Source organism: Devosia enhydra, from assembly GCF_900119845.1.
GTDB lineage: Bacteria > Pseudomonadota > Alphaproteobacteria > Rhizobiales > Devosiaceae > FPKU01.
The window spans coordinates 1014095-1038740 of record NZ_FPKU01000002.1 but is presented as its reverse complement, the minus strand read 5'-3'; the positions used below and the strand labels follow the sequence as shown (position 1 = coordinate 1038740).

The window sequence follows — 24646 nt, the reverse complement described above, 5'->3', positions numbered from 1 at the left end:
TCGCCCGTCTTGTTGCCCCCTGCCCCTCTCAGCCTTCGCGTCAAAGGAAAAGAGAAATGACCTCGCTGCTTCTGCCCCGCCGCACCTTTCTTTCGGGGGGCCTCGGCGCCCTCGGCGTGATGGCCCTCGGCCTGCCGGCGCTCCGCGCCCAGACCCTGACCCCGGTGGCCCTGCAACTCTCCTGGCTGCATTCGGTTCAGTTCGCCGGCAGCTATATCGCCCGCGAAAAGGGGTATTGGCGCGATCTGGGGCTTGAGGTTGCGCTCAATCCGGGCGGGCCGAACGCTCCGGTGGAGCCCCCGGTGGTTTCGGGGCAGGCGCTGGTGGGCATCTCGGCCGCCGATTATACCGCCGCCGCCGTCGAGCAGGGCGCGCCGTTCAAGATCATCGCCGTGGCGATGCAGAAGAACCCCTTCGTCATCGCTTCGCTGCCCGCCAATCCGGTCAACACCCCGGCCGACCTCGTGGGCAAGCGCATCGGCATGGCACTGGCCAATACGCCCGTGCTGCAGGCGCTCTGCACCATCAACGGGGTCGACATCAACGCGATCGAGATCGTGCCGACCCAGTATGACGCCGCTCCGCTTCTGGCCAACCAGGTCGATTGCCTACTCTGCTGGGAGACCGACCTGCCCGTCGCCATGGCCATCCAGGGCGTCGAAAGCGTCACCATGCTGATGGCCGACCACGGCTATGCGGTGCATTCCCAGACCTATATCGCCACCGACGACAGCCTCGCCAATCGCCGCGACCAGATCGTGGCGCTGATGAAGGGCGAGGTAATGGGCTGGAACGACTACAAGGCCGATACCGCAGCGGCCACCGACCTGACGCTCGCCGCTTTTCCCGACCAGGGCCTCGACCGCGCCACCCAGCTGATGCAGGCCGAGCGGCAGGTGCCGCTGATGTTCTCGGACCTCACCGACGCTAATGGCTTTGGCTGGTTCACCGAGGAAACGGTGGCCCAAAATATCGAGACGCTCGCGCTTCTGGGCCGCACGGTCACCCCCGAGCTCTGGGATCGCTCCATCCTCGAAGCCGTCCATGGCGGCTGAGCCACGCGACAGGCCGCCTCCGGAGGTGCGCTGCCAGGGCCTGGCCAAGACCTATGGCGATGCCGGCGGCGCGCTGATGGCGCTTTCGACGACCGACCTCGTGTTCGAGGCCGGCCGGACGACGGCGCTGGTCGGCCCGTCGGGCTGCGGGAAATCGACGCTGCTGCGGCTCATAGCGGGACTTGAATCGCCCACCACTGGCAGCGTCGAGATCGGCGGCGAAAGCCCGCTTGCCGTCAGGAAGCGGGCGGGCCTTGCCATGGCCTTCCAGGATGCCTCGCTGCTGCCCTGGCGCACGGTGCGGGGCAATGTGGCGCTGGCGCTGCAACTGGGGCGCATGCCCAGCGATGGCGAGGCCGTGGACCGGCTGATCAGCCTCGTGGGGCTCGACGGTTTCGAGGACAGCCGACCGTCGCAGCTTTCGGGCGGCATGCGGCAGCGCGCCGCCATCGCCCGCTGCCTCGTGACCGAGCCTGGCCTCCTGCTGCTCGACGAGCCCTTTGGCGCCGTCGATGAACTGACGCGCCTGCGGCTCAACCAGGACCTGCCGCGGCTCTGGGAAAAGCGGGGCACCACCACAATCCTCGTCACCCATTCGATCACCGAGGCCGTGCTGCTCTCCGACCGCGTGCTGGTGTTCTCGGCCCGCCCCGGTCGGGTCGTCGCCGACATTCCCGTCGCCCTGCCGCGTCCGCGCAGCCGCGACAGCCTCGAGCACCCGCGCTTCCGCATGATCACCGATCAGGTCTCGGCCGCCCTGATGGAGGGCTGGCAGGCCGACGCGGCGCAATGACGAGCCCGGGCCTCGCCGTGCCGCGCGCTGCCGCACCGACCCGCTGGCCAGATTTCTCGCGCCCCCTCGCCATCATCGGCATGGTAATCGGCTGGGAGCTTCTGGCTCGGCTGCTGGCGGGCAGCTACATCCTGTCCGGCCCCATCGACATCCTGGCCTATCTGCTGGGCAATGCGGGCCTCATGACCCGCGCGCTGCTGGTGACGCTCGAAGCCGCTGCCTGGGGTTTCCTCTGGGGCAATCTCGCCGCCTGCGGGCTGGCGCTCGTCGCGCTGCTCCTGCCGCGACTGCAGCCGCTGATTTCGGGACTGGCGCTGATCTTCTTTTGCCTGCCGCTGGTGGCGACCGGCCCGATCCTGCGGGTGCTCTATGGCACGGGCACCGGACCGCAGGTGACGCTCGCCGCGCTTGCTGTCTATTACACCACCTATCTCTGCCTGCTGGTGGGGCTGCGGGCGGCGCCGGCCAGCTGGTTCGACCTTGTGCGCACCTATGGCCGAGGCCGGATGACCGAGCTCTTGCGCATCCGCATCTTTGCCACCCTGCCCTATTTTCTCGCCGGATTGCAGATCGCCGCGCCGGCCGCGTTCCTCGGCGCGATGGTGGGCGAATTCACCGGCGCCGAGCGCGGCATGGGCGTGCTTGCCATCCGCGCCATGCGCGGGCTCGATGTCGATGCGACCTGGGCGCTCGCGAGCGTCGCCGCTGCCGTATCGATGCTCGCCTATGGCGCGTTGGGCTGGATCGGCCGGAGGCTCGGCAGCGTGCCGCCGGCCCTGCTGATGGCCCCGCCGCCCGCCTCGGGCCGCAGCCCGCTGGGTCTGCGGCTCGCCCTGCCGCTCGCGATGGGCCTCCTGACGCTCGGGGTGGTGGTGCTGCTCTGGCAGGGCAGCATGGATGGGCTGGGGCTCAACCGCTTCTTTGCCAAGCGTCCGGGCGATGTCTTCGCCTTTCTCTTCACCGATGCGCAGGCCGCCGCCAACAGGGCAACGCTGCTCTCGGCCTTCGGCGCCACAATCAGCCTCGCGCTGCCCGGCTATCTGCTGGGGCTGATGCTGGGGGCGGCGATGGCCTGCGCCATTGTCATCGCGCCGGCGCTTTCGACCACGATGCTGCCCATCGCCATCGCCCTGCGCTCGGTGCCCATCATCACCACGGCGCCCCTGATCACGCTGGCGCTCGGCCGGGGCGCGGCGGGGACCATAACCATCGTGGCGGTGATGATCTTCTTTCCCACCCTAGTCGCCTGCCTCGAAGGGCTGCGGCGCACGCCGGGCCAGGTGATCGACGTGTTTGAAAGCTATGCCGCCTCGCCGCTACGGCGCCTGACCGGCGCGCAGATTCCCGCCATGCTGCCGGCCTTTTTCGCCTCGGCGCGCATGGCCATCCCGGCCGCCTTTCTTGCCGCCACCACCGCCGAGTGGCTCGCAACCGGCGGCGGCATCGGCAGTCTCATGGCCATGACGGCCTCGACTTCGGCCTATGGCATGCTGTGGAGCGCCATCGTGCTGCTGGCCCTGACCGCCAGCCTGCTCTATCTGCTGGCCGGCCAGCTCGAACATCTCGTGCTCTCCCGGTTTGCCAGCGAACAGCTCGTGAAATGACCTCAAGACCTGCCGCCTTCGCCATACCCGGCGACATCAACCGCCGCACCGGCGGCTATATCTATGAGCGCCGCCTGCTCGAAGGCTTGCGTGCCGAAGGGCGCAGGGTCGAGCATATCGTTTTGCCCTCAAGCTTCCCCGATCCGTCTCCGGCCGAGATGGCCGCCTCGATCGCCACCATGGCCGCCTTGCCCGCCGAGTGTCCGCTGATCGTCGATGGGCTGGTGTTCGGCAGTGCCGACCCTGAGGGCTATCGCACCATCGGCGCCCCGACCATCGCCATGCTGCACCATCCGCTGGGACTCGAGACGGGCCTCGCGCCGGATTGGGCTGCCGAATTGCTGCGGCGCGAAAAGGCCAATCTCGAGCATGCGCGGCATGTTGTGGTGCCCAGCCCGCACACGGCGCGTATTCTCGTGAGCCAGTTCGCGGTGCCCGAGCAGAAGATCTCCATCGCCCTGCCCGGCTTTGACCCGCGACCGGCCGCACCGCGCCGGCCCGCCGATCCACCGCTCATCTTGTCGGTGGGGCTGATGGCCCGGCGCAAGGGCCACGATGTGCTGGTCAAGGCCCTGGCGCAAATAACCGACCTCGGCTGGCAGGCCGAGATCGTGGGCGGACCGCATGAGCAGGCGGTGGAAGACGAATTGAGGGACCAGATCGGCGCACTGGGACTTGCCGGCCGCGTGCATCTTCGCGGCTTTTTGAGCGATGCCGAAGTCGCCGATTGCTATGGCCGCGCCAGCATCTTCGCGCTCGCGACGCGCTACGAAGGCTATGGCATCGTCTTCGGCGAAGCCATGGTCAACGGGCTGCCCATCGTCACCTGCGCGACCGGAGCGGTGCCGGAAACCGTGGCGCCCGAGGCCGGGTTGCTGGTGCCGGTCGATGATGACGAAGCCTTTGCGGATGCCTTGCGCGCGCTTCTCTGCGATCCGCAGCGCGCAGCGGCGATGGCGCAAGCCTCTGCGGCCGCCGGGGAAGCTCTGCCGGGCTGGCAGGATACGGCGGCGGTGATGAGCCGGGTGCTCGACCGCGTCTGACCGTGGCGATTATCGGGCGGGGAGGCGGAGCACCGCGTTGAACATCCGCCGATGGGCTGCGATGGCATCGTCGCGGCCGGACCGGGCCTGCCAATAAGCATGGGCGGCCTGTCTCCGGCGGGCCGATGCCTCGGCGTCTTCGGATGCGAGGTGCCTGAGGGCCTCAACGAAGGCCTGCGGCGCATTTAGCGGCAGGTCGAAGCCGGCGCCGCGCCATGCAAGGCCGCGCCATGGCGTCTGGTCCGAGATCAGCACCGGGGTGCCGACCGACAGCGCCTCGGCAATGACATGGCCGTAATTCTCCCCGCGCGACGGAGACAGCAGGAGATCATAGTCGCGGAGCGTCTGCGGCACGTCCTGCGGCACGACCGGCCCCTTCCAGCCAACCCGGACCTCCGGCGGAAGCGTCTCGGCCAGCCGCCGGCACTCCGCCTCATAGGCCCGGTCTTCGGACGGGCCATGGATATCGAAGGTCGCAGATACGGCCGCTTGCGCCAGGAGGCGCAGGGCGTAGTCGAGGTTCTTCATCGGCACGATCCGCCCCAGAAACGCGATACGCAGGGGCGCGCCGGCCGCGCGCTGACGATGGAGGACATCGACCTGGGCGGACGCGGCGAGGTTGGGCGCAAGGTGAAGGACATCCTCCGGAGGGGCGGCATGCCGGACGATCTGGTCGCGCTCGCCTGCTGCGGTGGCCTGCCAGTGCAGACCCTGATAGGCGCCGAGCGACTGCATGAGGCCAAGGACGGGACGCTTTTTCCACGCCTTGATGGCGAGGGCGGCATCGGCAAGCCCGCCGCGCGGCGCAAGGATCGCGGGCGGCGCCGCTTTGCGGTTGAGGCGTCGCCACAGGAGATAAGGCAGCGTCGTGGCGGGGGAAAAGACGCTGTTGAGATAAACAAGGTCTGGCGCGATGGCCTGCGGGTCGCCGGGCGTCGCGATGCGCCAGAGCCGCGCGGCCGGCCGATAGAGCACACGATGCGTGCCGCGATCGAGCCATTGGTCGGTCGGCAGGCCCGGATACGGCGCTGGCTCGCCGAGATCGCGGTCGAGCGTTGCAACATGGAACGCGAATTCATCGCCCAGCGCGGCGACGAGATTGACGAGGCTCGTGACCGGCCCGCCGCCAAGCCGGGATGGCGTGAACTGGTCGGCAAGGACGAGGATGCGCGGCCGGTTCGCGATCGCACTGCCCATTGCGTCCATCCGTCCCGTGCGACCCTGCATCAACGGCCCTACTAGATCGTTTCGCGAGCAAAGGGCAACCGCCTGCTGGGGGACGACCCGGAAACAGCGCAAAACAGATTTTGCGCTATTGGCGAGGCACAAAAAACAATCTCCCGCCGCCCGGTCGACATTCGCACGGCAAATCTCTTCCCGTGCGGTGTGCCAAGACCAGTTGGCCGCTAGATTGAGCCCAATGCATGGCTCGATCAAAAAGGCTCGGAAAATGAAGCTCTTCGCACTCGCGGCAGGCCTTGTGGTAGCGCTTGGCAGCGCGCCCGCCCTGGCACAGCCCACCGATATTCTCAACGTCTCCTACGACATCGCCCGCGAGCTTTACGAGGATATCAACGCCGCCTTCATCCCCGCCTATGCGACTGAAACCGGCGTCAACCTCACCGTCAACCAGTCCCATGCCGGGTCTTCGGCGCAGGCCCGCTCGATCCTCGAGGGATTGCCGGCCGATGTCGTGACCTTCAACCAGGTGACCGATATCAACGTGCTGGCGCGCAACGGCTTCGTGGCCGAGGACTGGCAGAGCCAGTTCCCCAACAACGCCTCGCCCTATTATTCGCTGCCGGCCTTTCTCGTGCGCGCCGGCAACCCCAAGGGCATCTCCGACTGGGACGATCTAGTGCGCGACGACGTGCAGGTGATCTTCCCCAACCCCAAGACCTCGGGCAATGCCCGCTACACCTATCTGGCCGCCCGCGCCTATGCCACCGAGGCCTTCAATGGCGACGAGGCCCAGATCGAGGCCTTCCTGACCAAGCTGTTCTCGAACGTGCCGGTGTTCGAGACCGGCGGACGCGGCGCGACGACCGCCTTCATCGAGCGCGGCCTGGGCGATGTGCTGATCACCTTCGAGGCCGAAGTGCTCGGCATCCGCGACCTGCGGTCCGCCGACAATCTCGAGGCGGTGGTGCCCAGCGTCAGCCTCCTCGCCGAATTCCCCGTCGCTGTGGTGAGCAAGGTGGCCGAGCAGCGCGGCTCGACCGAGATCGCCAAGGCCTATCTCGACTTTCTCTACACTGCCGAGGGCCAGGAAATCCTCGCTTCAAACTACAATCGCGTCCATGACGAGGCGGTGATCGCCGCCCATGCCGAAAGCTTCCCCGAAGTGCGCCTCGTGACCGTCGAGGACGTGTTCGGCGGCTGGGACCGGGTGAGCGCCGAGCATTTCGCCGATGGCGGGCTGCTCGACAAGGTGTTCATCAACCAGTAACCGGGCCAGACCCCATTACGCGCGATGCGGCGTGGCCCGATGGGGCTGCGCCGCATCGACCTGTCGAGCAAGGGACGAGAGAGTGGCCAGCCGCCGGCGCGACAAGCATCTCCTGCCCGGCTTCGGGCTGACGCTCGGGGTCACCATGACCTATCTGGGCATCATCGTGCTGTTGCCGATCCTTGCCATGCTGCTCAAGACCGGCGCGCTGGGCTGGGAGCAGTTCTGGCGCATCGCCACGGCCCCGCGCACGCTGGCCGCCTATCGCATCACCTTCGGCTCGGCGGCGATCGCGACGCTCTTCAACGGCGCGTTCGGCCTGCTGCTGGCCTGGGTGCTGGTGCGCTACGAGTTCCCCGGGCGCCGGCTGCTCGATGCGCTCGTCGACCTGCCCTTCGCGCTGCCCACCGCCGTTGCCGGGCTCACCCTCGTGACGCTGTTTTCGGCCAATGGCTGGTATGGCCAGCTGCTCGAACCGCTCGGGCTTGCGGTCAACTACACCCAGGCCGGCATCGTGGTGGCGATGACCTTCACCTCGATCCCCTTCGTGGTGCGCACAGTGCAGCCGGTGCTCGAGGACCTCGAGGGCGATCTCGAAGAGGCGGCCTGGACGCTGGGCGCCAGCCGCCTGCAGGTGTTCACGCGCGTGATCTGGCCCACCATTTTGCCCGCCTTCATCACCGGCTGCGTACTCTCGTTCGCGCGCAGCCTCGGGGAATTCGGAGCGGTGGTGTTCATAGCCGGCAACCTGCCGGGCCTGACCGAGATCGTCTCGCTGCTGATCTATATCCGGCTCGACGAATACAACTATCCGGCGGCAGCGGCGCTGGCGAGCATCCTGCTGGGCGTGGCGTTCCTCACGCTTCTGGCCACCAACCTGCTGCAGGGCTGGCAGTTGCGCTATGTGGAGCGACGCAAATGACCGACAGCGCGGCGGCAAAGCGGCGCCCCGGCCCGGTGGGTAGGCTGCTGATCGGCGTGGCGCTGCTTGGCGCCCTGCTGACGCTTGTGGTGCCGCTGGCGGCGATCTTCGCCTTCGCGCTGCGCGAGGGGCTCGGTGTCTATTTCGCCAATATCCTCGAACCCAATACGGTGCACGCCATCTGGCTGACCGGGCTGACGGCGCTCGTGGTGCTGCCGATCAATATCGGCTTCGGCATCTGCGCCGCATGGGCGGTGACACGCTTCCGCTTTCCGGGCCGGCAGGTGCTGATCACGCTCATCGACATTCCGTTTTCGGTCAGTCCCATCGTAGCGGGCGTGGCGTACCTCTTTCTCTATGGCGCGCAGGGGCTGCTGGGCCCGGCGCTGCAGGGCGCCGGCATCCAGCTGATGTTCACGGTCTTTGCGATCATCCTCGTCAGCCTGTTCGTGACGGCGCCCTTCGTGGCGCGCGAGCTCATTCCCCTGATGCAGCAGCAGGGCAGCGAGGACGAGGAGGCAGCGCTGTCGTTGGGCGCCAATGGCTGGCAGATGTTCCGCTACGTAACGCTGCCCAATATCCGCTGGGCGCTGGTCTATGGCGCGGTGCTGTGCAACGCCCGGGTGATGGGCGAGTTCGGGGCGGTGTCGGTGGTCTCGGGCGCCATACGCGGGCGCACCAACACCCTGCCCCTGCAGATTTCGCTCCTGTTCAACGACTTCAACATCGCGGGCGCCTTCGCCGCGGCCTCGACGCTGGCGCTGCTCGCGGTGGTGACGCTGGTGCTGAAATCGGCGCTCGAGGCCAGCGGCTGGCGGTAGCGCCGCGGTAGCGCTTTAGACTGTCGCGTTTCCGGACGGCGAACCGGCATCCACTTCGCCTGGAAACGCTTGCGTCTCGTCGCGTTTCCGGACGGCGAACCGGCGTCCACTTCGCCTGGAAACGCTCTGGCATCAGCCCGCGATCTGCCGCTCGGCGGCGAGCAGGGCTTCGGCGGCGGCGCGGACGCGGTCGTGATGGCGGGCCTTGACGTTGGAGACCATCGGCATGATCGGGCCCATATCGGCGAGCCCCGAGAGCGTCACCGCATCATGGAGCACCTGGATGCCGCCCAGTTCTGAGCGCAGCCGCTCGAAGGCGAGGAAGGGCTCGGACAGCGCCAGCGCCTCGGCCGTGCGGCCCGATTTGTAGAGCGCGAGCAGCCGCATTGCGGTGCGTGGCGCGATGCAGACGGCCCCCGAGGTGTAGCTGGCAAGCCCGCGCACGCCCAGATGGTCGGCGATGGGGGTTTCGCCCATACCCGAGGCGAGCCTCTCGGGCCCGATGGCGGCGATAACGGCATCGAGATAGGCATCGACCGCCGGATCGGCGCGATCGACGGCATATTTGACGAAGGAGACCGCGCCTTCATCCACCAGCTTGGCGAGGGTTTCGGGGCGCACATACATGTCGCGCTTGAGATAGAGCACGACCCCGAAGCCGAGCCGGGCGGCGATGCGGCGCACGCCATCGCCCACCCCGTGGGAATCGGCCGGGAAGGCCATGGGCAAGAGCATGATGTTTTTCAGCCCCGAGCGCTCGATGAGCGGGGCCTGATCGAGCATCTTGCCGAAATCGGGGCCGATGGAGGTGATGACGCGGCTCGTGGGCCCGTCAAAGCCCTTGAGCATCTCGAGCACCTCGCCATAGGCGCCGAGCGGGAAATTGTAGAGATTGGCATTGCCGCCATAGAGCAGGATGGTGACCCCGCCCGCCCCGATGTGACGCACGAGCGCGGCATTGGCCTCCAGATTGAGCGTGAGGTCGGGCTTGAGCGCGATGGGCGGCACCGCCACGACCGAGGTGGCGAAATCCGAAGGGGTGAGCGCGGGCGAGAGAGGCATGGCGGGTCTTTCAGGATCGGGCGAGGTGACGGGCCCGCAGGGCGGGTGATGACAGGATGCCGGGGTTGACGAGGCGCTCGGGACACAGCCCCTCGACATAGCGGGCGATGTTGGAGAGCGTGCCTTCCACCTGCATCTCGATGATCTCGATGCCGGCGCCGCCCACATGCGGGGTGGTGATGACATTGGGCATGCGGCGCAGGATGTGGTCGGGCGCGAGCGGCTCATCCTCGAAGACGTCGAGCCCGGCAGCGCGGATGCGGCCGGCCTCAAGGGCTGCGATCAGCGCCTTCTGATCAACCACGGGCCCGCGCGAGGTGTTGATGAGCACGGCATTGGGCTTCATGCGCGCGAACTCCCGCGCCCCGATCATGTGATGGGTCTCGGGCACGAGCGGCACATGAAGTGTCAGGACGTCGGCCTGTTCGACGATGGTGTCGATATCTGCCCATTGGGCGCCCTCGGGCAGGGTCACGGCATCGTCGCGCTGGGCACAGAGCACCCTGGCGCCAAGCCCGGTCATGGCGCGGATGACCTTGGAGCCGATGGCGCCGACCCCGATCACGCCCACCGTCTTGCCCGAGAGCATCATCACCGGGGCGCCGGGCAGGTCGCGCAGCCACTCGCCCCGCTCCATCGAGGCGATGAAATCGAGGGTACGGCGCAGGCACAGCAGGGTCAGCACCACGGTGTGCTCGGCAACGCTGGGCGAATTGAAGCCGCTGTTGACGGCAACGAGGATGCCCAGCTCGGAGAGCAGCGTCATGTCGAACCAGTCGGCACCCGAGCCCGAGCGGTGGATGAATTTGAGGCCCTCGGCATGGCTCACCATGTCGGGGGAAAAGGCAAAGGGCAGCACCCGGCGAAAGCCCACGACCTCGGCATCGCGCATGGCCTCGGCCAGAGCACCCGGATCGGTGATGGAACTGGGGAACCAGCGGACATCATGGCCCGCAAAGCGATCGCCGCAGCCCTGGCGATAGGCGTCGTCGAGAAGAATGATCATGGACTGGTCCTCGTCTTGAGATCCCGGAAAAAACCGGGGACGCTGGTTGAGGGCGCCCCCGGGCAGGGAGGAACAGTGAGCCTCTCGGCCGCCCCGCGCCAGTGGGCGGAGCGGCGCGGGAGAGGAGATTTCGGCTATTGAAGCGTCATGGTGTTGAAGTAGACGAAGCCATCGTCACGCGGGGTCCAGTCAAGATTGGCCGAGAGCCCGTGGACATAGTCGATGCCGAAGATAGGCACGACCCAGTAATTGGCCTGCGCCTCGGCCCAGAGCGCCTGGTAGGCGGCGGCACGCTCCTCGCCATTGAGCACGGCGGCGGCATCCATCTTGGCCTGGAACTCGGCGCTGTCAGCATGGGAGAACTGGCCCGTGCCCATGTAGAAGTTCATCACGCGGCTGGTATCGAACTGGATGTTGCTGGCCGCGATGATGATCAGGTCGGTGCGCTCCTGGCCTTCCTTGTTGGCAAAGAGCAGGTCGCGCCACGGGCCGGCTTCCATCGGCACGAGCGAGATATCGAGCCCGCTTTCCTCGATCATCGCCTGCATCGCCTCGGCCAGTTCGCTGACATTGGGGATGAGGTCGGTGCGCACGATGAGGTCGAGCTCGGCCCCGGTGGCGCCGGCCGCCGAGACCAGCGCCTTGGCGTCGGCCGGATCATAGGGGTAGTCGGTGAGGCTGGCATTGTAGCCCAGGGCGCTCGGGCGGACGATATGGCCGTTGAGCGGGCTCGACACGCCCGGATAGAGCGCCTCGCGGATGGTGGCGGCATCGATGGATTCGGCGATGGCCTTGCGGACATTGACGTCCTTGAGCACCTCGTTCTGCGTGTTGAGGCGCAGGAAGACCGATTCCGTGGTGTTCTCGGTCACCGATTTGGGCAGGCTCGCCGCCTGTTCGGAGGAGATGTTGACGGCCAGTTGCGCCTCGCCGGCCTGCACCATGGCGGCCCGCACGGCGGATTCGCCGCGGGTGACGATGGTCACCGTCTCGATGCTCGGCTTGGGGTCGCCCCAATAGTCGGGGTTGGCCTTGAGGGTGATGTGGCTGCCCTTGACCCATTCGGCAAAGGTATAGGGCCCGGTGCCCACCGCCGAGACGGCGGCCTGCTCGTCGGGGGTGGAGCTCAGCCATTGCGGGGCGATGATGTAGAGCTTGAGCAGACGGCTCGGAATGGTGGGATCGATCGAGGCGGTGACGATATCCACCGTCATGTCATCGACCTTGGTGGCCGAGGCGATGGTGGAATAGTCGCCCCGGCAGCGGCTGGCGACATCGGGGGTGAAGTAATAATTGATGGTGCCCACCACGGCATCGGCATTGAGCGGCTCGCCATTGGAGAAGCTGATGCCGTCGCGCAGCTTGAAGCGCCAGGTGAGATCGTCGACGCGCTCGAAGCTTTCGGCGAGCCACCCCACCACCGAGCCATCGGCCTCGCGGCGGGTGAGGCGCTCATAGATATTGTCGGTGATGAAGTTGGTTTCGTAGCGACAGGCGTCGCGCGGCAGCATGGTGGCGGGCTCGGCGCCGATGGCGACGGTGATGGCTCCCGAGGCCTGGGCCAGCGCCCCGCCCGAAAGCCCGGCCGACAGCCCGAGCGCCAGCACCAGCGCGGCGGCGGTGCCCCTGAGACCGGCAGCACGAATGGCATTGCGTGTCATTGAACGTCCCTCCTCCACTTCCCTTTATGGGGTTCGATCGTGGTGGCCTTACTATGCGCCTCGCCCGGATGGGCCTCTGTCAAGCAGGTGACAATGTGCAAAAGAGCCTCGGCGCGGCCCCCTCAGCGGGGCCGGCGCGCCGCCAGCAGGCGCTTTCTGTAGATCGGATCGTTGACCGAACGGGCCCAGCCGGCCAGGAGGTTGGTGGCAAGCGTGGTGAGCGCGATGGCGAGCCCGGGGAAGGTGACGAGCCACCACGCGGTGCCCAGATAGGAGCGGCCCTGCGACAGCATCAGCCCCCAGGACGCATCGGGGGGCTGGATGCCCATGCCGAGGAAACTGAGCCCGGCCTCGGACAGCATGACGCGGCCGAACTCGAGCGAGACGAGGATCAGAAGCGTCGAGGAGAGATTAGGCAGGATGTGCAGGAGCACGATGCGCAGATGGCCCGCCCCCAGCGATTGCGCCGCCTCGACAAAGAGGCTCTGGCGCAGCGAGAGCGTGGTGGCGCGGGTGACGCGGGCGATCGCCATCCAGCGGGTCAGCGCCAGCACGAGGATGAGATTGGTGACGCTGGGGCCGGCCGCATAGATGATGATGAGCGCCAGCAGCATCTGCGGGAAGCCCATCTGGATATCGACCAGCCGCATGATGAAATCATCGACCCGCCCGCCGCGATAGCCGGCGATGAGCCCCAGCGTCACCCCGATCAGGCCCGAAATGACGATGGTGACGGCCCCGACCCCCAGCGATATGCGGGCGCCGAAAATGAGGCGGGCGAGAAGATCGCGGCCCAGCTGGTCGGTGCCGAGGAGGTGCAGCCCGAGCTTGCTCGCAAACATCGGCGGCTTGTTGCGCCCCAGAAGGTTCTGCGTCAGCGGATCGATCAGCACGCCCCAGCGCACCATAAGATCGGCCGAGAGGGCAGCCAGCGTGATCAGCACGAGAAAGAGCGCGGCGAAAAGCGCGATGCGGTCGGCGACGAGGAGCGCCAGCATGCCGGGCGGGCGGCGGCCGGGAGCCGGCTCGGCTTCGAGCGCGGAGAGATCGACGGGGACGGAGGCGGTATCGGTCTGGCTCATGGTTCCAGCCTCACGAATAGCGGATGCGTGGATCGAGCCAGGCATAGATGAGGTCGATCAGGAGATTGACGACGATCACCATGATGGCCACGAAGATGACGCTCGCCTGGATGACGGCGAAGTCGCGCCGCTCGATGGCATCGATGGTGAGCTTGCCGATGCCGGGCCAGCCGAAGATGATCTCGATCACCACCGAGCCGTTGAGCAGCCCGATGATCTCGTCGCCCACAATGGTGAGGATGGGCAGCATCGCATTGCGCAGCGCGTGGCCCACGAGGATGGTCCACTCGAACAGGCCCTTGGAGCGGGCGGTGACGAGATATTGGGCGGTGAGCACATCGAGCATCGAGGTGCGCACCACCTGCACCAGCCGCCCGATACACTGCGCCGAGATCGCGAGGACCGGCAGGATGAGGAATTCTACCCCGCCATAGCCCGAGGTGCGGAACCAGCCCAGTTGCAGCGAGAGGACGCTGATCAGCATCAGCGCCAGCCAGAAGGGCGGCACCGAGAGCCCGAAGATCGAGATCACCGTCGCCACCCGGTCAAACAGCGACCCCGGCCTCAGCGCCGCGAGGATGCCGACGGGAATGGCGACGAAGAGCGAAAAGCCCAGCGTGGCGAAGGCGAGGATGGCGGTGGCCGGAAAGCGGGAGATCACCAGATCCATCGCCGGCACCGACTGCCACAGCGACATGCCGAAATCCCCGCGCAGCAAATCGGCGGCATAGCGGCCGAACTGCACGATGAGCGGATCATCCACCCCCAGCATGGCGCGCATCTGCAGGTATTGCTGCTCGGTGGCATCGATGGGCAGCATGAGGCGTGCCACATCGCCGATCTGGCGCGTGACGATGAACACCACGATGGTGAGCCCGGCAAGGACGAAGAGCGACTGGACCAGTCTCCTCAGGACGTAACGCGCCACCCGCTCCCCTCCCAGGCTCGACGGCAAACACTTCTGCTGATCCTGACCCTAGAGGATCGGACCGGGCCGGGCTGTCACATGGCAGACAGTGCGCTGCGGAGCGCTCGCTTCCGCGCCCGCGCGCCTCGCCTCAGTCGAGCGAGGCCCCTTCGCTTTCGAGCGCCAGCCTCTGCCGGTCGAGCACCCGTATCGAGCGCAGGCCGAGTTCGACGATGGCATTGGCCTGCATGGTGCCGAGGATGGTGGTGACCGTCTGGCGGCTGAGATCGCAGACCCGGCTGATCTCCTCATGGGTGATGCGCAGTTGCGGGGTGGGCGATTCGGCCAGCTCGCGGGTCGAGCGGCTGAGCTCGGAAAGCACATAGCCCACCTTGTTATAGGCCGAGGTGCCGCGCAGGTCGGCCCGCATCGCCGAGGAGCGGGTGACGCGAAAAAGCGCGCTGCCGAGCATGGAGAGCGTGATGTCGGGCCGTTCGGCGAGGAGGTCGAGGAAGGTGTCGGTGCCCACCTCCCAGATGGAGGCATCCTGCAAGACGCTGGCCTGGCGGGTGCGTGGCTCGTCGAGCACCGCCTCCGAATAGCCGAAGGGTTCGCCCGGCCCGCGGATCGAGAGCGTCACCTCGCGGCCCGAGGCGTTGAGGCCGGAGGTTTCGATGACCCCGCTTTCAACCGCATAGACGGCCCTGGCCGGCATGCCCTGGTGGAAGATGACCTGCTTGCGCTCGTAATGCCTCAGGACGCCGGCCTGCTTGATGGCCGCGCTGATATCGGCGCGCCAGGCCCGCACATCCTTGCTTCTGAAGGTGGAAATCAGAGGTGATGTCATGGGCCCACTCATAAACGCGACGGATCGGAGGAGTTGTCGTCCGGGCGACCGACGTCCCATCGCGCCCCCTGCATTATCCTGCCGGGCCCCAGAGCAGTCAAGAAATGCGCCCGGAAGGGACCGCCACCGCACGCCCCGCGGCAGCGGACCCGATTTCGGGGGCGGGCGCAGGAGAAACGACCTTGAAGATCGCGCGCATCGAAACGTTCAGGTTCTGGGCGAAGTGGAAGAACTGGCTCTTCGTGAAGGTGGAGACCGATGACGGCCTTTATGGCTGGGGCGAAGCCTCGCTGGCAGGGGCGATCGAGGCCGTCGAGCGCACCGTGCACGAGCTGGGAGAGGTGCTGATCGGGCAGGAGGCGGGCGGGGTCGAGCGGCACTGGCAGGCGATGTACCATGCCTGGCGCTGGCGCGGCGGCACCATACAGTCGACGGCCCAGTCGGCGCTGGACATCGCGCTCTGGGACCTCGAGGGCAAGCGGCTGGGCGTGCCGGTCTATCGGCTTCTGGGCGGGCCCTATCGCGATCGCATCCGCGCCTATGCCAGCCATTGGTTGCCCAATGTCGAGACCCCCGAGGCCGCCCATGAGGGCGCGCGCGAGGCGGTGCGGCGCGGGTTCACCGCCTTCAAGTGGAACCCCTTCAAGGCGCCGCGCTTCCGCACCCATGAGGCCGAGGCGATCCTCCACGAGACGGCGCTGATGGAAGCAGCGCGCGACGGGGCCGGCCCGGGCGTCGACATCTTCTGCGATCTGGGCGAGCGGCTTTCGGCGCGCACCGCGCTCGCGGCGGCGCGGGCTTTCGCGCCCTTCCGCCCCGGCTTTTTCGAGGAGCCGGTGCCTTACGAGAATGCCCGGGCGATGATCGCGCTCAAGCAGCAATTGCCGGTGCCGCTCGCAACCGGGGAGCACCTGCTCAACCGCTGGGAGTTCCGCGAGCTGGTGGAAGGCTGCGGCGCCGATATCCTGCAGCCCGATCTCTGCCATGGCGGGGGCCTCACCGAGGTCAAGCGCGTCGCGGCCTTCGCCGATACCCATTACATGAGCATCGCGCCTCACAATTCGGGCGGCCCGATCGCCACGGCGGCGGCGCTGCATCTCGTCGCCTCGATCCCCAATTTCTTCATTCTCGAGCAGATGGAATATGAGCGCGCGATGCGCGACAGCCTCTGCACCGAGCCGCTGGTTCTGCGCGACGGCTATTTCGATCTGCCCACCGGGCCGGGGCTCGGCACCGACCTCAATTTCGATGCGCTTGCCGACAGTCCCGGCCGGGCGCAGGACATCAAATACACCACGGCCTCGCGCTGGTACTGAGCCCGCGACGGTAAACGACAAAAAGGAGGATGCCATGCCGCTTCTGACCGAGGACAGGATGCACCGGCTGGTCGCAGAAACGCTGGTTGCCGGAGGGCTGAGCCCGGAGGAGGCGCGGGTTTCCGCCGATGCATCGGTGTTCGCCGACCTGCGCGGCGCGGCCACCCACGGCATCGTCTATATCGTGCGCCGCACGCTCGAAAGCATTCGCGACGGCAAGACGGTCTCGGGCGCCAAGATGCAGATCGTGCGCGATGGCGGGGCGACAGCGCTCGTCAAGGGTGCAGGCGTCGTCGGCCCGGTGCTCGGGGTGGAAGCCATGAAGCTCGCCATGGAGCGGGCCCGCGTATCGGGCACCGGCATCGTCAACACCTTCAACGGCAATCCCATCGGGCTTCTGGGCTATTACGCACATCTGGCCGCCGAAGAGGGCATGATCGGGCTGGTGATGGCCAATACCGCCCCGGCCGCCGCCCCGCATGGTGCCACCAGCATGGTCCTGGGCACCAATCCCTTCGCCTATGCCACCCCGTCGGCAACGAGCCGGCCGATCCTCTTCGATATCGCCACCACCGTCGCCTCCTACGGCAAGCTGCAGGCGGCCAAGCGGCGCGGATCGCCCCTGCCGGAGGACTGGCTGATCGATGCCGAGGGCAAGCCCATCACCGACCCCAAGCGCGCCGACGAAGGCGCGATGCTGCCCTGCGGCGGGCACAAGGGATCGGGCCTGGGGATCCTCATTCACCTCCTCACCGGCGGGCTTTCGGGCACGACGGTGGGCGGGGAAGACACTCATGGCCATCCCGACCCGGAAAAGCGCGGCCAAGGCGCGCTCTTCATGGCCATCGACCCCGAATGGTTCGGCTCGCGCGCCGTGTTCGAGGCGATGGTGGAGGCCCAGATCGGCTATATCCACGCCGCCCGCCCGCTGCCCGGGCGCGAACATGCGCTCTATCCGGGCGAGCGCGGCTGGAGCGAGACCGACAAGCGGCAGGAGGCCGGCATTCCGGTGGCCGACGAGGACTGGGCCGTGGTGCTCAAGGCCATCAGGGGCGCCAGGCTCGACGAGGCGAGCCTTCTCGCCGGCATCGCCTGAGCCCGGGCGGACCCCCGATCATGCCCCTCACCCCGCCGGCGGACGGCCCCATCCCCACCGCGCTGATCGGCATCGGCACGCGGGCGAAAAAGCTCTATCTGCCGCTGGCGCGGGCCATCGCGCCCTGGCTCGACTTCAGGGCGGTGCTGAGCCCCAACCCCGAAAGCGCCGGGCTGGCCGCCGAGCGGTTGGCCGTTCCAGCCTTCACCGATCTCGAGGCGCTGCTGGGGTCCGGGCTGGTGAAGGCCGCCGTGGTGCTCTCGCCCATCGAGAGCCATCACGCGATTTCGGTGATGCTGTCGCGCGCCGGCATCCACCACCTCGTCGAGACCACAATGGCCTCGACGGTGCGGCAGGCCGAGGAGATGCTGGCCGAGGCGCGCAAGGCCGGCGTGGTGCTGGGCGTGGCCGAAAACTATTTCCGCTTCCCCTTCGACCGGCTGGCCAGGACCGTGGCCGAAACGGGCGCGATCGGAGAGGTCAGGCGCATCACCTGCTATCACGACCAGGTGGGCTTCCATGGCCATGCGCGCTGGCAGCGGTTCTTCGAGGCCGCGCCCGAAGCGGTGAGCGCGACCGCCCACACCATGCCGACGGCGCGGCACAAGGAGAGCGAGCGGCGCATCCATGAGGCCGAGACCTTCCGCATCTGCCAGCTGCATTTTCCCGGTGAGCGCATCGCCATCGACATGGGCGGCAATCTCAAGGGGCTTCTGGGGCGCACGCCGCGACCCGGCTACACCGAGATCGCCGGCACCAGCGGCACCATCTTTCGCGGGCCCATGGGCGGGCTCAGCGGGATTGCCGAATTGCGCTGCTGTTCGAGCGAGGCGCTGATGGCCGATGGCAAGCCCGATCATGTGGCGCCCTTTGTCGATGAGGCCTCGGCCGGGGTGTGGACGGGATCTCATGCCCGCCTGCCGGACGGGCGCATGGCGCGCTGGACCAACCCGTTCCGCCCCGAGGCGGTGACGGGCAACCGGCTGCGCGAATGGGACGGGCCGGTGGTGATGGAACTCCTCGCCCGCTTTGCCGAAGAGATCGCGAGCACCACCGAGCCCGAATATTCGGCCGGCGATGCGGTGATGACCACCCGCATCGAGATGGCGGCGCGCGAAAGCGCGCGTTCGGGCGGCATCGCCATCGATCCGCGCTGCGACATGGCGGGGTTTGCGAGCGAACAGGCCGCCGCCGCCGCCGTGGCGGAGAAATTCGGGGTCGATCCCCATGACGTCGCCGCGATGGTGCGGCATCATTTTCCATCGGCCTTTTGAGGACGCACATGCCCGAGGATGACGCGATGGCCGAACGCGGCGAGAGACCGGTGCTGGAGGTCAGGAACCTCTCGACCCGCTTTCACACCCATGACGGGGTGGTCAACGCCGTCAACGACGTGTCCTTCCACGTCATGCCGGGGGAAACGCTCGGGGTGGTGGGCGAATCGGGCTGCGGCAAGAGCATCACCGGGCTCTCGATCATGCGGCTCGTGGCCGATCCGCCCGGGCGGATCGAGGCGGGCGAAGTGCTGCTCGAAGGCCGCGACGTGCTCAAGCTCTCGGACCGGGCGGTGCGCGACGTGCGCGGCAGGGAGATCGCCATGATCTTCCAGGACCCGATGACCTCGCTCAACCCGGTGCTGACGGTGGCCCGCCAGATCGGGGAGATGCTGCGCCGGCACATGGGGCTCGACCGGGCCGGGGCGCGGGCGCGCACGGTGGAACTGCTCGCCATGGTCGGCATCCCCAACCCGGAAACCCGGCTCGACCAGTTCCCGCATCAGTTCTCGGGCGGCATGCGGCAGCGCGTCATGATCGCCATGGCCCTCTCGTGCAACCCCAAGGTGCTGATCGCCGACGAGCCGACCACCGCGCTCGACGTGACCATCCAGGCGCAGATCCTCGACCTGATGCGCGCCTTGCAGGCCCGGCACCGTACCGGGGTGATGATGATCACCCATTCGATGGGCGTGGTAGCCGGCATCGCCGACCGGGTGCAGGTGATGTATGCCGGCTCGATCGTCGAGACCGCCTCGACCGAGGAGATCTTCGCCAATCCGCGCCACCCCTACACGGTGGGGCTTCTGCAATCGATCCCGCGGCTCGATTCCCGTTCGCGCGAACCGCTCAAGCCCATTCGCGGCCTGCCGCCCGACCTGTCGCGGCTTTCGGACCGCTGCGCCTTCGCGCCGCGCTGCGCCCATGTGCGGCAGAAATGCCTCGAGAAAAAGCCACCGCTGCTGCCGGCAGGGCCGGCGCATCTTTCGGCCTGCTGGTTCCACGACGAAATCTCGGCCGAGGGACTGCCCGGCCGGGCAGAAGCCGCGGGAGCGGCATCATGACCGCCCCGGCGACGCCGCTCCTCGAGGTCACGGATCTCAAGAAGCATTTCGGGCTCACCACCGGCATCATCGTGCAGCGCAAGGCCGGCGCGGTGCAGGCGGTGGACGGGCTGAGCTTTGCCATCGCCAAGGGCGAAACGCTCGGGCTCGTGGGGGAATCGGGCTGCGGCAAATCCACCGCCGGCCGCGCCATCCTGCAACTGCACCGACCCACATCGGGCTCGGTGCGGTTCGAGGGCAAGGAACTGACGACGCTCGGCGATGCAGAGATGCGGGCCATGCGCCGGCACATGCAGATGATCTTCCAGGACCCCTATGCCTCGCTCAACCCCAAGATGACGGTGGAGCGGCTGGTGGGGGAGCCCCTCGCCATCCATAACCTGCTGCCCCGAGCCGAGCGGCGCGGACGGGTGCGTGAACTGCTCGAGATGGTGGGGCTGAAGCCGCAGTTTGCCGACCGCTATGCCCACGAATTTTCCGGTGGGCAGCGCCAGCGCATCGGCATCGCGCGGGCTCTGGCCGCAAGCCCGGCGCTGATCGTCTGCGACGAGCCGGTCTCGGCGCTCGACGTGTCGATCCAGGCCCAGATCGTCAACCTGCTCGAGGACCTGCAAAAGCAGCTGGGCCTGACCTATCTGTTCATCGCCCACGATCTTTCGGTGGTGCGCCATATCTCGGATCGGGTGGCGGTGATGTATCTGGGGCGGATCGTCGAGATGGCGGACCGCAACGCGCTCTACGAGAACCCGCTGCATCCCTATACGCAGGCCCTGCTCTCGGCGGTGCCGATCCCCGACCCCAGGATCGAAAAGAAGCGCGAACGCATCATCCTTTCAGGCGACGTGCCGAGCCCGGTCAACCCGCCTTCGGGCTGCCGCTTCCGCACCCGCTGTCCCCGGGCGATGGAGATCTGCGCCCGCATCGACCCCGTGCTCGCCACCCAGGACAGCGGCCAGCAGGTGGCCTGCCACCTCTATCCCGGCCAGGGCGAAGCCAGAACGAGCGCGGCATGATCGCCGGGGGCCGGGCGCTCGGCGCAGCGGCAGGGGTATGGCCCTCGGTGCATGCCGGTGTGCGGATCGAGGCGCGGTGAGCTCTGTCATTGATCAATAAACCTGACCGTTAACCGGCGATCCATGCTAGGATTGTTCAGTCTTGCTGGAACGATCCGGCCAAGTCCGCGGAGACGCCCCATGTCCGAGACCCTCAAGAGCATCGCCATACCGGTCAAACCCAAGGCGCGGCGCTCGCGTGCCCCGGCCCCCTCGAGCCCGTCGCTGCCCCCGCAGAAGGCGTTCGATCCGCTCGCCGGGCGCCCGCGGGCAGCCGGTGCGGCACCGGCGCCCGCCCATGCCTATGGTATCGGGCAGCGGCTGGTCTATCGCACGCTGATGGGCAATTCGACCTGCACGGTGCTGCGCCTTCTGCCGGTGGAAAAGGGCGTGCTGAGCTATCGCGTCCGCTCCGATATCGAGAGCTACGAGCGCAACGTGGAAGAAAGTGCTCTGTCCCTGCCCAGGTGACGCGAATTTTTCGCTTCCTCGTGGCGGCTCGGCGCGGGTGATGGAAAGATTTTTCGGCCTGTCCTTGCTTTGGCCACACAGGCCTGTCATGGTGCGCCACGTTTTGCTTATGTCTTGATGCTCGACGGCCACGGGCCGGCTTCCTCCTGATACTGTGAACGGTAGACCCACTCTGCATGTTGCGGAGGGGGAACCCACGCGCATGTGCGCGTCTAAGACGGAGGCTCCCATGGCCACCAATGGCACCGTAAAGTTCTTCAATTCCACCAAGGGCTTTGGCTTCATCCAGCCCGACAATGGCGGCAAGGACGCATTCGTCCACGTCACCGCGCTCGAGCGCGCCGGCATTTCCGGCCTCGCCGAAGGCCAGAAGGTCTCCTACGACCTCGAGACCGGCCGCGACGGCAAGGCCTCGGCCACCAATCTCTCGGTGCTCTGAGCACCCATCCCGGCCCGAGCGGCCAGGACAGATTGACGATTTTGAGGAAGGCCGGGGAGCGATCCCCGGCCTTTCTTCATGTCAGGCGGCAGGTGGCAAAGGCTTGACCTTCCCATGGGGGAACGCGGGACCATGGAAAAAATGGCAGCGAGGAGACGACGATGAGCAGATCCCCCACCCCCCTGCGCGGCTTTATGGCCGCACTCGCGCTTCTGGGCGCTTCGGCCCTCCCCCTGCCGGCGCTGGCCCAGCATGCCCATCATGGCGCCGCACCGGCCGAGGCCGCGACGACGACGCTGCCCGACATCTGCCTCGAGCATGCCAGCATGGAGGGCCACGACATGAGCGGGGACGCCATGGCCGGGAGCATGGAGGACGCGCAGGCGCCAAGCCCGGCGCATCAGGCGATGATCGACGACATGATGGCCATGCATGACGAGATGATGGTCGGCATGATGGCCGAGGATTTCGACGTGGCCTTCGTCTGCGGCATGATCCCGCATCACCAGGGCGCCATCGCCATGGCCGAGGCGGTGCTCGAACATGGCAACGACGCCTGGACCAAGGGGCTTGCGCGCAAGATCATCGCGGCCCAGCAGCAGGAAATCACCGACATGCTCAACTGGCTCAAGCAGCAGGAGAGCGAGCACAACCACTGACCCTCAGCGCAGGAGGCCCCGGGCGGCCGCCTCGTCTGTGATCAGCACCTGCGCCTTGAGGCGGGCGAGCGCGGCGCCGATGGCGGCGACGCGCTGGCCGCCGCCCGAGGCGAGCACACGCCGGCGCGCGGTGGCGATGGTATCGAGCTCTACCGACATGACGCGGCCGGCGATGGGGTGGGCGATGCTGTCGCCATTCTTGTCGATGACCTGCCCCATGACATCGGCCACCCCGCCCCGCGCGATGAGCTCGGCCAGAACATCCGGCCCGAACAGCGTTGCCGAGAGCGAGGTGGAGCCGGGCGCGACCTCGCCGCAGCTGACCACCGCCAGATCGAGCGCGCCGGCCATCTCGTGCAGCACGTGGAGTCCGCAGCGGGAAATCAGAGCTTCGCGGGTGGCAGGGGAATCGACGATGAGCGGGGCGGTGTAGAGGTGGCATTCGGCCCCGATCTGGCTCGCGAGTTGCCACGCATAGTCGGGCGGGTTGCTGGCCCCGGCATGCATGAGCCCGCCCAGAAGCGAAACCACCCGCGTGTTCTCGCGTCGCCGGGGCTCGATGCCCGAGAGCGAGGCCGAGAGTGTGCGGCCCCACCCGACCCCGATGGTCTGGCCGTCGGCGATCACCCCCGAGAGATAGCGGCCCAGCGCCAGCCCAACCGCGCGCGCCGTGCCCTCGGCGCCCTCGCCCGAGGGGACGACGACGGCGTGGGTGAGCCCGTAGCGCGCCTCGAGCCCCGTCGCCAGTTCGAGAAGTTCATCGATGCCGTCATCGGCGATCCAGATGCGGACCTCGTTGCGCCTCAGGGCCTCGTCGAGGAGGCGGATGACGGTGGTGCGGGCGATGCCGAGGCGTTCGGCCACCTGCTGCTGGGTAAGCCCCTGATTGTGATAGAGCCACGCGGCGCGCAGGCGCAGCGCGCGGGTTTCGCTGAGCGTGGTGGCGGCGTCGCGCGGCCTGAGGCTCATGAGCCACCGCCCTCGCGCGCGGCGCGCAGATGGCCGAGCAGCGCCTGGTTGAAGCGCCCCATGACCTCGACATGGGGCATGTGACCGGCCTCGGGGAAGAGGAGCGCGCGCGGGCCGATCGCGTCGATCAGATCGAGATCGGGCGGACAGATCGCATCCCTGCCGCCCCAGACGAGCAGCAGCGGCATCGGAGGATCGCGGAGAAAGGCGCGCTGGGCTTCGTCGATCGGGTGATGGGCCAGCCCTTCGGCGATGGCGGCGAGCGCGTCACGGCGACCGGGCTGGGCGAGGCCGGCCAGCACATGCGGCACGAGCCCGCGCCCCAGATGGCGCGGATTGGCGACCAGTTGTTCGAGCACACGGCGCGCCGCGTCTTCGTCTTCAAGGCCCGCGAAGGCACGGGGGAAACCGGGCTCGATGGGGGCGGAAACCGCCGCCGGCGCAATCAGCGCGAGCGAGCCTGTGCGGACGGGCTCGGCCTGGGCCAGAGCCAGCGCCACGGCGCCGCCGAGCGAATGGCCGACAAGATCGACGGGACCGGGAAGGTCGGCGAGCGCGGCGCGGGCCGCTTCGACATGGGTCGAGAGCCCGCCATCGCCCACCGCGATCGAGGCCCCGCCATGACCGGGGAGTTCGAGCGCGAAGACGGCATCGAGGCCGAACAGCGCCGGTGCATTGGCAAGCCAGCCCTGCCTGTCGGACCCAAAGCCATGAATGAGCACGATGGGGCGGGTGGTGGCCTCCCCGCCCAGTTGTACCAGCCGCGCCTGCGGCACGCCCCGGGGCTGCGAACTCATTCGATGACGCAGAGCACCGCGCCGACTTCGGCGAGCTCGCCGGCCGGCAGGCGGATTTCCCTGAGCACGCCCGTCATCGGGGCTTCGATATCCATCGAGAGCTTGGTGGTGGTGAGCACGAGCAACGGCTCGCCCTCGGTGACGGCATCGCCCTCGGCCTTGAGCCACTCGGTGATCTCGGCCTCGGTGATCTCATTGCCCAGCTGCGGTACGACCAGTTCCATGATGTATCTCCTTGTTGTCTTGCTGCTGACGTC

At 67.6% G+C, this 24646-nt stretch carries 25 protein-coding genes; 15 read left to right on the top strand and 10 right to left on the bottom strand.

Annotated elements, in window-relative coordinates; translation table 11 throughout:
* Nucleotides 1-56 precede the first annotated feature (56 nt).
* Genes BT183_RS14040 through BT183_RS14025 form a run of 4 tightly spaced genes read left to right on the top strand, consistent with a single transcriptional unit; the run spans nt 57 to nt 4495 of the window.
* Entirely contained in the window at nt 57-1055 is a 999-nt protein-coding gene (locus BT183_RS14040) for an ABC transporter substrate-binding protein (protein WP_143145806.1), read from the top strand.
* Entirely contained in the window at nt 1045-1848 is an 804-nt protein-coding gene (locus BT183_RS14035; RefSeq protein ID WP_072344224.1) for an ABC transporter ATP-binding protein, read from the top strand. Before BT183_RS14040 ends, BT183_RS14035 begins: the two co-directional genes overlap by 11 nt.
* A complete protein-coding gene (locus tag BT183_RS14030) occupies nt 1845-3452 on the top strand; it encodes an ABC transporter permease (RefSeq protein WP_084603540.1) in 1608 nt (535 codons plus the stop codon). Before BT183_RS14035 ends, BT183_RS14030 begins: the two co-directional genes overlap by 4 nt.
* Nucleotides 3449-4495, top strand: coding sequence for a glycosyltransferase family 4 protein (locus BT183_RS14025; protein ID WP_072344221.1), 1047 nt, complete (start codon nt 3449-3451; stop codon nt 4493-4495). Before BT183_RS14030 ends, BT183_RS14025 begins: the two co-directional genes overlap by 4 nt.
* Nucleotides 4496-4504: 9 nt before the next feature.
* Here BT183_RS14025 and BT183_RS14020 read toward each other — a convergent pair whose 3' ends face one another.
* Entirely contained in the window at nt 4505-5692 is a 1188-nt protein-coding gene (locus BT183_RS14020) for a glycosyltransferase (RefSeq protein ID WP_177282545.1), read from the bottom strand.
* Between the two features lie 253 nt (nt 5693-5945).
* Here BT183_RS14020 and BT183_RS14015 point away from each other — a divergent pair, with 253 nt between their 5' ends.
* The 3 genes from BT183_RS14015 (at nt 5946) to cysW (ending at nt 8687) form a co-directional block, all read left to right on the top strand.
* Nucleotides 5946-6944, top strand: coding sequence for a sulfate ABC transporter substrate-binding protein (locus BT183_RS14015; protein ID WP_072344825.1), 999 nt, complete (start codon nt 5946-5948; stop codon nt 6942-6944).
* 145 nt (nt 6945-7089) lie between these two features.
* Nucleotides 7090-7866 (top strand): sulfate ABC transporter permease subunit CysT, encoded by a 777-nt coding sequence (cysT, locus tag BT183_RS14010; RefSeq protein WP_244545351.1) that lies wholly within the window; start codon nt 7090-7092, stop codon nt 7864-7866.
* Nucleotides 7863-8687 (top strand): sulfate ABC transporter permease subunit CysW, encoded by an 825-nt coding sequence (gene cysW / locus BT183_RS14005; protein ID WP_072344215.1) that lies wholly within the window; start codon nt 7863-7865, stop codon nt 8685-8687. Before cysT ends, cysW begins: the two co-directional genes overlap by 4 nt.
* Nucleotides 8688-8819: 132 nt before the next feature.
* On the opposite strand, the gene BT183_RS14000 is transcribed toward cysW, so the two are convergent.
* The 6 genes from BT183_RS14000 to BT183_RS13975 all read right to left on the bottom strand — a co-directional run bounded on the left by BT183_RS14000 (nt 8820) and on the right by BT183_RS13975 (nt 15252).
* The gene (locus BT183_RS14000; protein ID WP_072344213.1) at nt 8820-9749 is read right to left on the bottom strand and encodes a dihydrodipicolinate synthase family protein; all 930 of its coding nucleotides are present in this window, start codon (nt 9747-9749) and stop codon (nt 8820-8822) included.
* Between the two features lie 10 nt (nt 9750-9759).
* On the bottom strand, nt 9760-10755 hold the full coding sequence (locus BT183_RS13995) for an NAD(P)-dependent oxidoreductase (protein ID WP_072344210.1): 996 nt from the start codon (nt 10753-10755) through the stop codon (nt 9760-9762).
* A 134-nt stretch (nt 10756-10889) separates the two neighbouring features.
* Entirely contained in the window at nt 10890-12416 is a 1527-nt protein-coding gene (locus BT183_RS13990) for an ABC transporter substrate-binding protein (protein ID WP_072344207.1), read from the bottom strand.
* A gap of 122 nt (nt 12417-12538) precedes the next feature.
* Complete coding sequence (locus tag BT183_RS13985; RefSeq protein WP_177282543.1) at nt 12539-13498, bottom strand: ABC transporter permease; 960 nt, start codon at nt 13496-13498, stop codon at nt 12539-12541.
* Nucleotides 13499-13508: 10 nt separating this feature from the next.
* Nucleotides 13509-14426, bottom strand: coding sequence for an ABC transporter permease (locus tag BT183_RS13980; RefSeq protein WP_072344204.1), 918 nt, complete (start codon nt 14424-14426; stop codon nt 13509-13511).
* A gap of 130 nt (nt 14427-14556) precedes the next feature.
* Nucleotides 14557-15252, bottom strand: a complete 696-nt coding sequence (locus tag BT183_RS13975) for a Crp/Fnr family transcriptional regulator (protein WP_072344201.1) — start codon at nt 15250-15252, stop codon at nt 14557-14559.
* Nucleotides 15253-15434: 182 nt separating this feature from the next.
* On the opposite strand from BT183_RS13975, the gene BT183_RS13970 reads away from it, so the two are divergent.
* The 8 genes from BT183_RS13970 (at nt 15435) to BT183_RS13935 (ending at nt 22623) form a co-directional block, all read left to right on the top strand.
* Nucleotides 15435-16568, top strand: a complete 1134-nt coding sequence (locus tag BT183_RS13970; protein WP_072344198.1) for a mandelate racemase/muconate lactonizing enzyme family protein — start codon at nt 15435-15437, stop codon at nt 16566-16568.
* A 34-nt stretch (nt 16569-16602) separates the two neighbouring features.
* On the top strand, nt 16603-17664 hold the full coding sequence (locus tag BT183_RS13965) for an Ldh family oxidoreductase (protein WP_177282541.1): 1062 nt from the start codon (nt 16603-16605) through the stop codon (nt 17662-17664).
* Between the two features lie 20 nt (nt 17665-17684).
* A complete protein-coding gene (locus tag BT183_RS13960) occupies nt 17685-18938 on the top strand; it encodes a Gfo/Idh/MocA family protein (RefSeq protein ID WP_072344192.1) in 1254 nt (417 codons plus the stop codon).
* 8 nt (nt 18939-18946) lie between these two features.
* Nucleotides 18947-20002, top strand: a complete 1056-nt coding sequence (locus BT183_RS13955) for an ABC transporter ATP-binding protein (RefSeq protein WP_244545335.1) — start codon at nt 18947-18949, stop codon at nt 20000-20002.
* Complete coding sequence (locus BT183_RS13950) at nt 19999-21015, top strand: ABC transporter ATP-binding protein (RefSeq protein WP_072344189.1); 1017 nt, start codon at nt 19999-20001, stop codon at nt 21013-21015. Before BT183_RS13955 ends, BT183_RS13950 begins: the two co-directional genes overlap by 4 nt.
* A gap of 180 nt (nt 21016-21195) precedes the next feature.
* Nucleotides 21196-21525: a hypothetical protein gene (locus tag BT183_RS13945; protein WP_072344186.1), complete on the top strand. Its 330-nt coding sequence runs from the start codon at nt 21196-21198 to the stop codon at nt 21523-21525.
* A gap of 229 nt (nt 21526-21754) precedes the next feature.
* Entirely contained in the window at nt 21755-21964 is a 210-nt protein-coding gene (locus BT183_RS13940) for a cold-shock protein (protein WP_072344183.1), read from the top strand.
* 161 nt (nt 21965-22125) lie between these two features.
* Entirely contained in the window at nt 22126-22623 is a 498-nt protein-coding gene (locus BT183_RS13935; protein WP_084603534.1) for a DUF305 domain-containing protein, read from the top strand.
* A gap of 3 nt (nt 22624-22626) precedes the next feature.
* Here BT183_RS13935 and BT183_RS13930 read toward each other — a convergent pair whose 3' ends face one another.
* From BT183_RS13930 to BT183_RS13920, 3 genes are read right to left on the bottom strand one after another with little or no spacing between them, the layout of a single operon-like run.
* Nucleotides 22627-23592 (bottom strand): sugar-binding transcriptional regulator, encoded by a 966-nt coding sequence (locus tag BT183_RS13930; RefSeq protein WP_072344177.1) that lies wholly within the window; start codon nt 23590-23592, stop codon nt 22627-22629.
* Complete coding sequence (locus BT183_RS13925) at nt 23589-24389, bottom strand: alpha/beta fold hydrolase (RefSeq protein WP_084603533.1); 801 nt, start codon at nt 24387-24389, stop codon at nt 23589-23591. Before BT183_RS13925 ends, BT183_RS13930 begins: the two co-directional genes overlap by 4 nt.
* Entirely contained in the window at nt 24386-24613 is a 228-nt protein-coding gene (locus BT183_RS13920) for a lipoyl domain-containing protein (RefSeq protein ID WP_072344171.1), read from the bottom strand. Before BT183_RS13920 ends, BT183_RS13925 begins: the two co-directional genes overlap by 4 nt.
* Between the last annotated feature and the right edge of the window lie 33 nt (nt 24614-24646).

Coding starts and splice junctions, on each gene's coding strand:
- BT183_RS14040 (WP_143145806.1), top strand. CDS start 57: ATGACCTCGCTGCTTCTGCCCCGCCGCACCTTTCTTTCGGGGGGCCTC.
- BT183_RS14035 (WP_072344224.1), top strand. CDS start 1,045: ATGGCGGCTGAGCCACGCGACAGGCCGCCTCCGGAGGTGCGCTGCCAG.
- BT183_RS14030 (WP_084603540.1), top strand. CDS start 1,845: ATGACGAGCCCGGGCCTCGCCGTGCCGCGCGCTGCCGCACCGACCCGC.
- BT183_RS14025 (WP_072344221.1), top strand. CDS start 3,449: ATGACCTCAAGACCTGCCGCCTTCGCCATACCCGGCGACATCAACCGC.
- BT183_RS14020 (WP_177282545.1), bottom strand. CDS start 5,692: ATGGGCAGTGCGATCGCGAACCGGCCGCGCATCCTCGTCCTTGCCGAC.
- BT183_RS14015 (WP_072344825.1), top strand. CDS start 5,946: ATGAAGCTCTTCGCACTCGCGGCAGGCCTTGTGGTAGCGCTTGGCAGC.
- cysT (WP_244545351.1), top strand. CDS start 7,090: ATGACCTATCTGGGCATCATCGTGCTGTTGCCGATCCTTGCCATGCTG.
- cysW (WP_072344215.1), top strand. CDS start 7,863: ATGACCGACAGCGCGGCGGCAAAGCGGCGCCCCGGCCCGGTGGGTAGG.
- BT183_RS14000 (WP_072344213.1), bottom strand. CDS start 9,749: ATGCCTCTCTCGCCCGCGCTCACCCCTTCGGATTTCGCCACCTCGGTC.
- BT183_RS13995 (WP_072344210.1), bottom strand. CDS start 10,755: ATGATCATTCTTCTCGACGACGCCTATCGCCAGGGCTGCGGCGATCGC.
- BT183_RS13990 (WP_072344207.1), bottom strand. CDS start 12,416: ATGACACGCAATGCCATTCGTGCTGCCGGTCTCAGGGGCACCGCCGCC.
- BT183_RS13985 (WP_177282543.1), bottom strand. CDS start 13,498: ATGAGCCAGACCGATACCGCCTCCGTCCCCGTCGATCTCTCCGCGCTC.
- BT183_RS13975 (WP_072344201.1), bottom strand. CDS start 15,252: ATGACATCACCTCTGATTTCCACCTTCAGAAGCAAGGATGTGCGGGCC.
- BT183_RS13965 (WP_177282541.1), top strand. CDS start 16,603: ATGCCGCTTCTGACCGAGGACAGGATGCACCGGCTGGTCGCAGAAACG.
- BT183_RS13960 (WP_072344192.1), top strand. CDS start 17,685: ATGCCCCTCACCCCGCCGGCGGACGGCCCCATCCCCACCGCGCTGATC.
- BT183_RS13955 (WP_244545335.1), top strand. CDS start 18,947: ATGCCCGAGGATGACGCGATGGCCGAACGCGGCGAGAGACCGGTGCTG.
- BT183_RS13950 (WP_072344189.1), top strand. CDS start 19,999: ATGACCGCCCCGGCGACGCCGCTCCTCGAGGTCACGGATCTCAAGAAG.
- BT183_RS13945 (WP_072344186.1), top strand. CDS start 21,196: ATGTCCGAGACCCTCAAGAGCATCGCCATACCGGTCAAACCCAAGGCG.
- BT183_RS13940 (WP_072344183.1), top strand. CDS start 21,755: ATGGCCACCAATGGCACCGTAAAGTTCTTCAATTCCACCAAGGGCTTT.
- BT183_RS13935 (WP_084603534.1), top strand. CDS start 22,126: ATGAGCAGATCCCCCACCCCCCTGCGCGGCTTTATGGCCGCACTCGCG.
- BT183_RS13930 (WP_072344177.1), bottom strand. CDS start 23,592: ATGAGCCTCAGGCCGCGCGACGCCGCCACCACGCTCAGCGAAACCCGC.
- BT183_RS13925 (WP_084603533.1), bottom strand. CDS start 24,389: ATGAGTTCGCAGCCCCGGGGCGTGCCGCAGGCGCGGCTGGTACAACTG.
- BT183_RS13920 (WP_072344171.1), bottom strand. CDS start 24,613: ATGGAACTGGTCGTACCGCAGCTGGGCAATGAGATCACCGAGGCCGAG.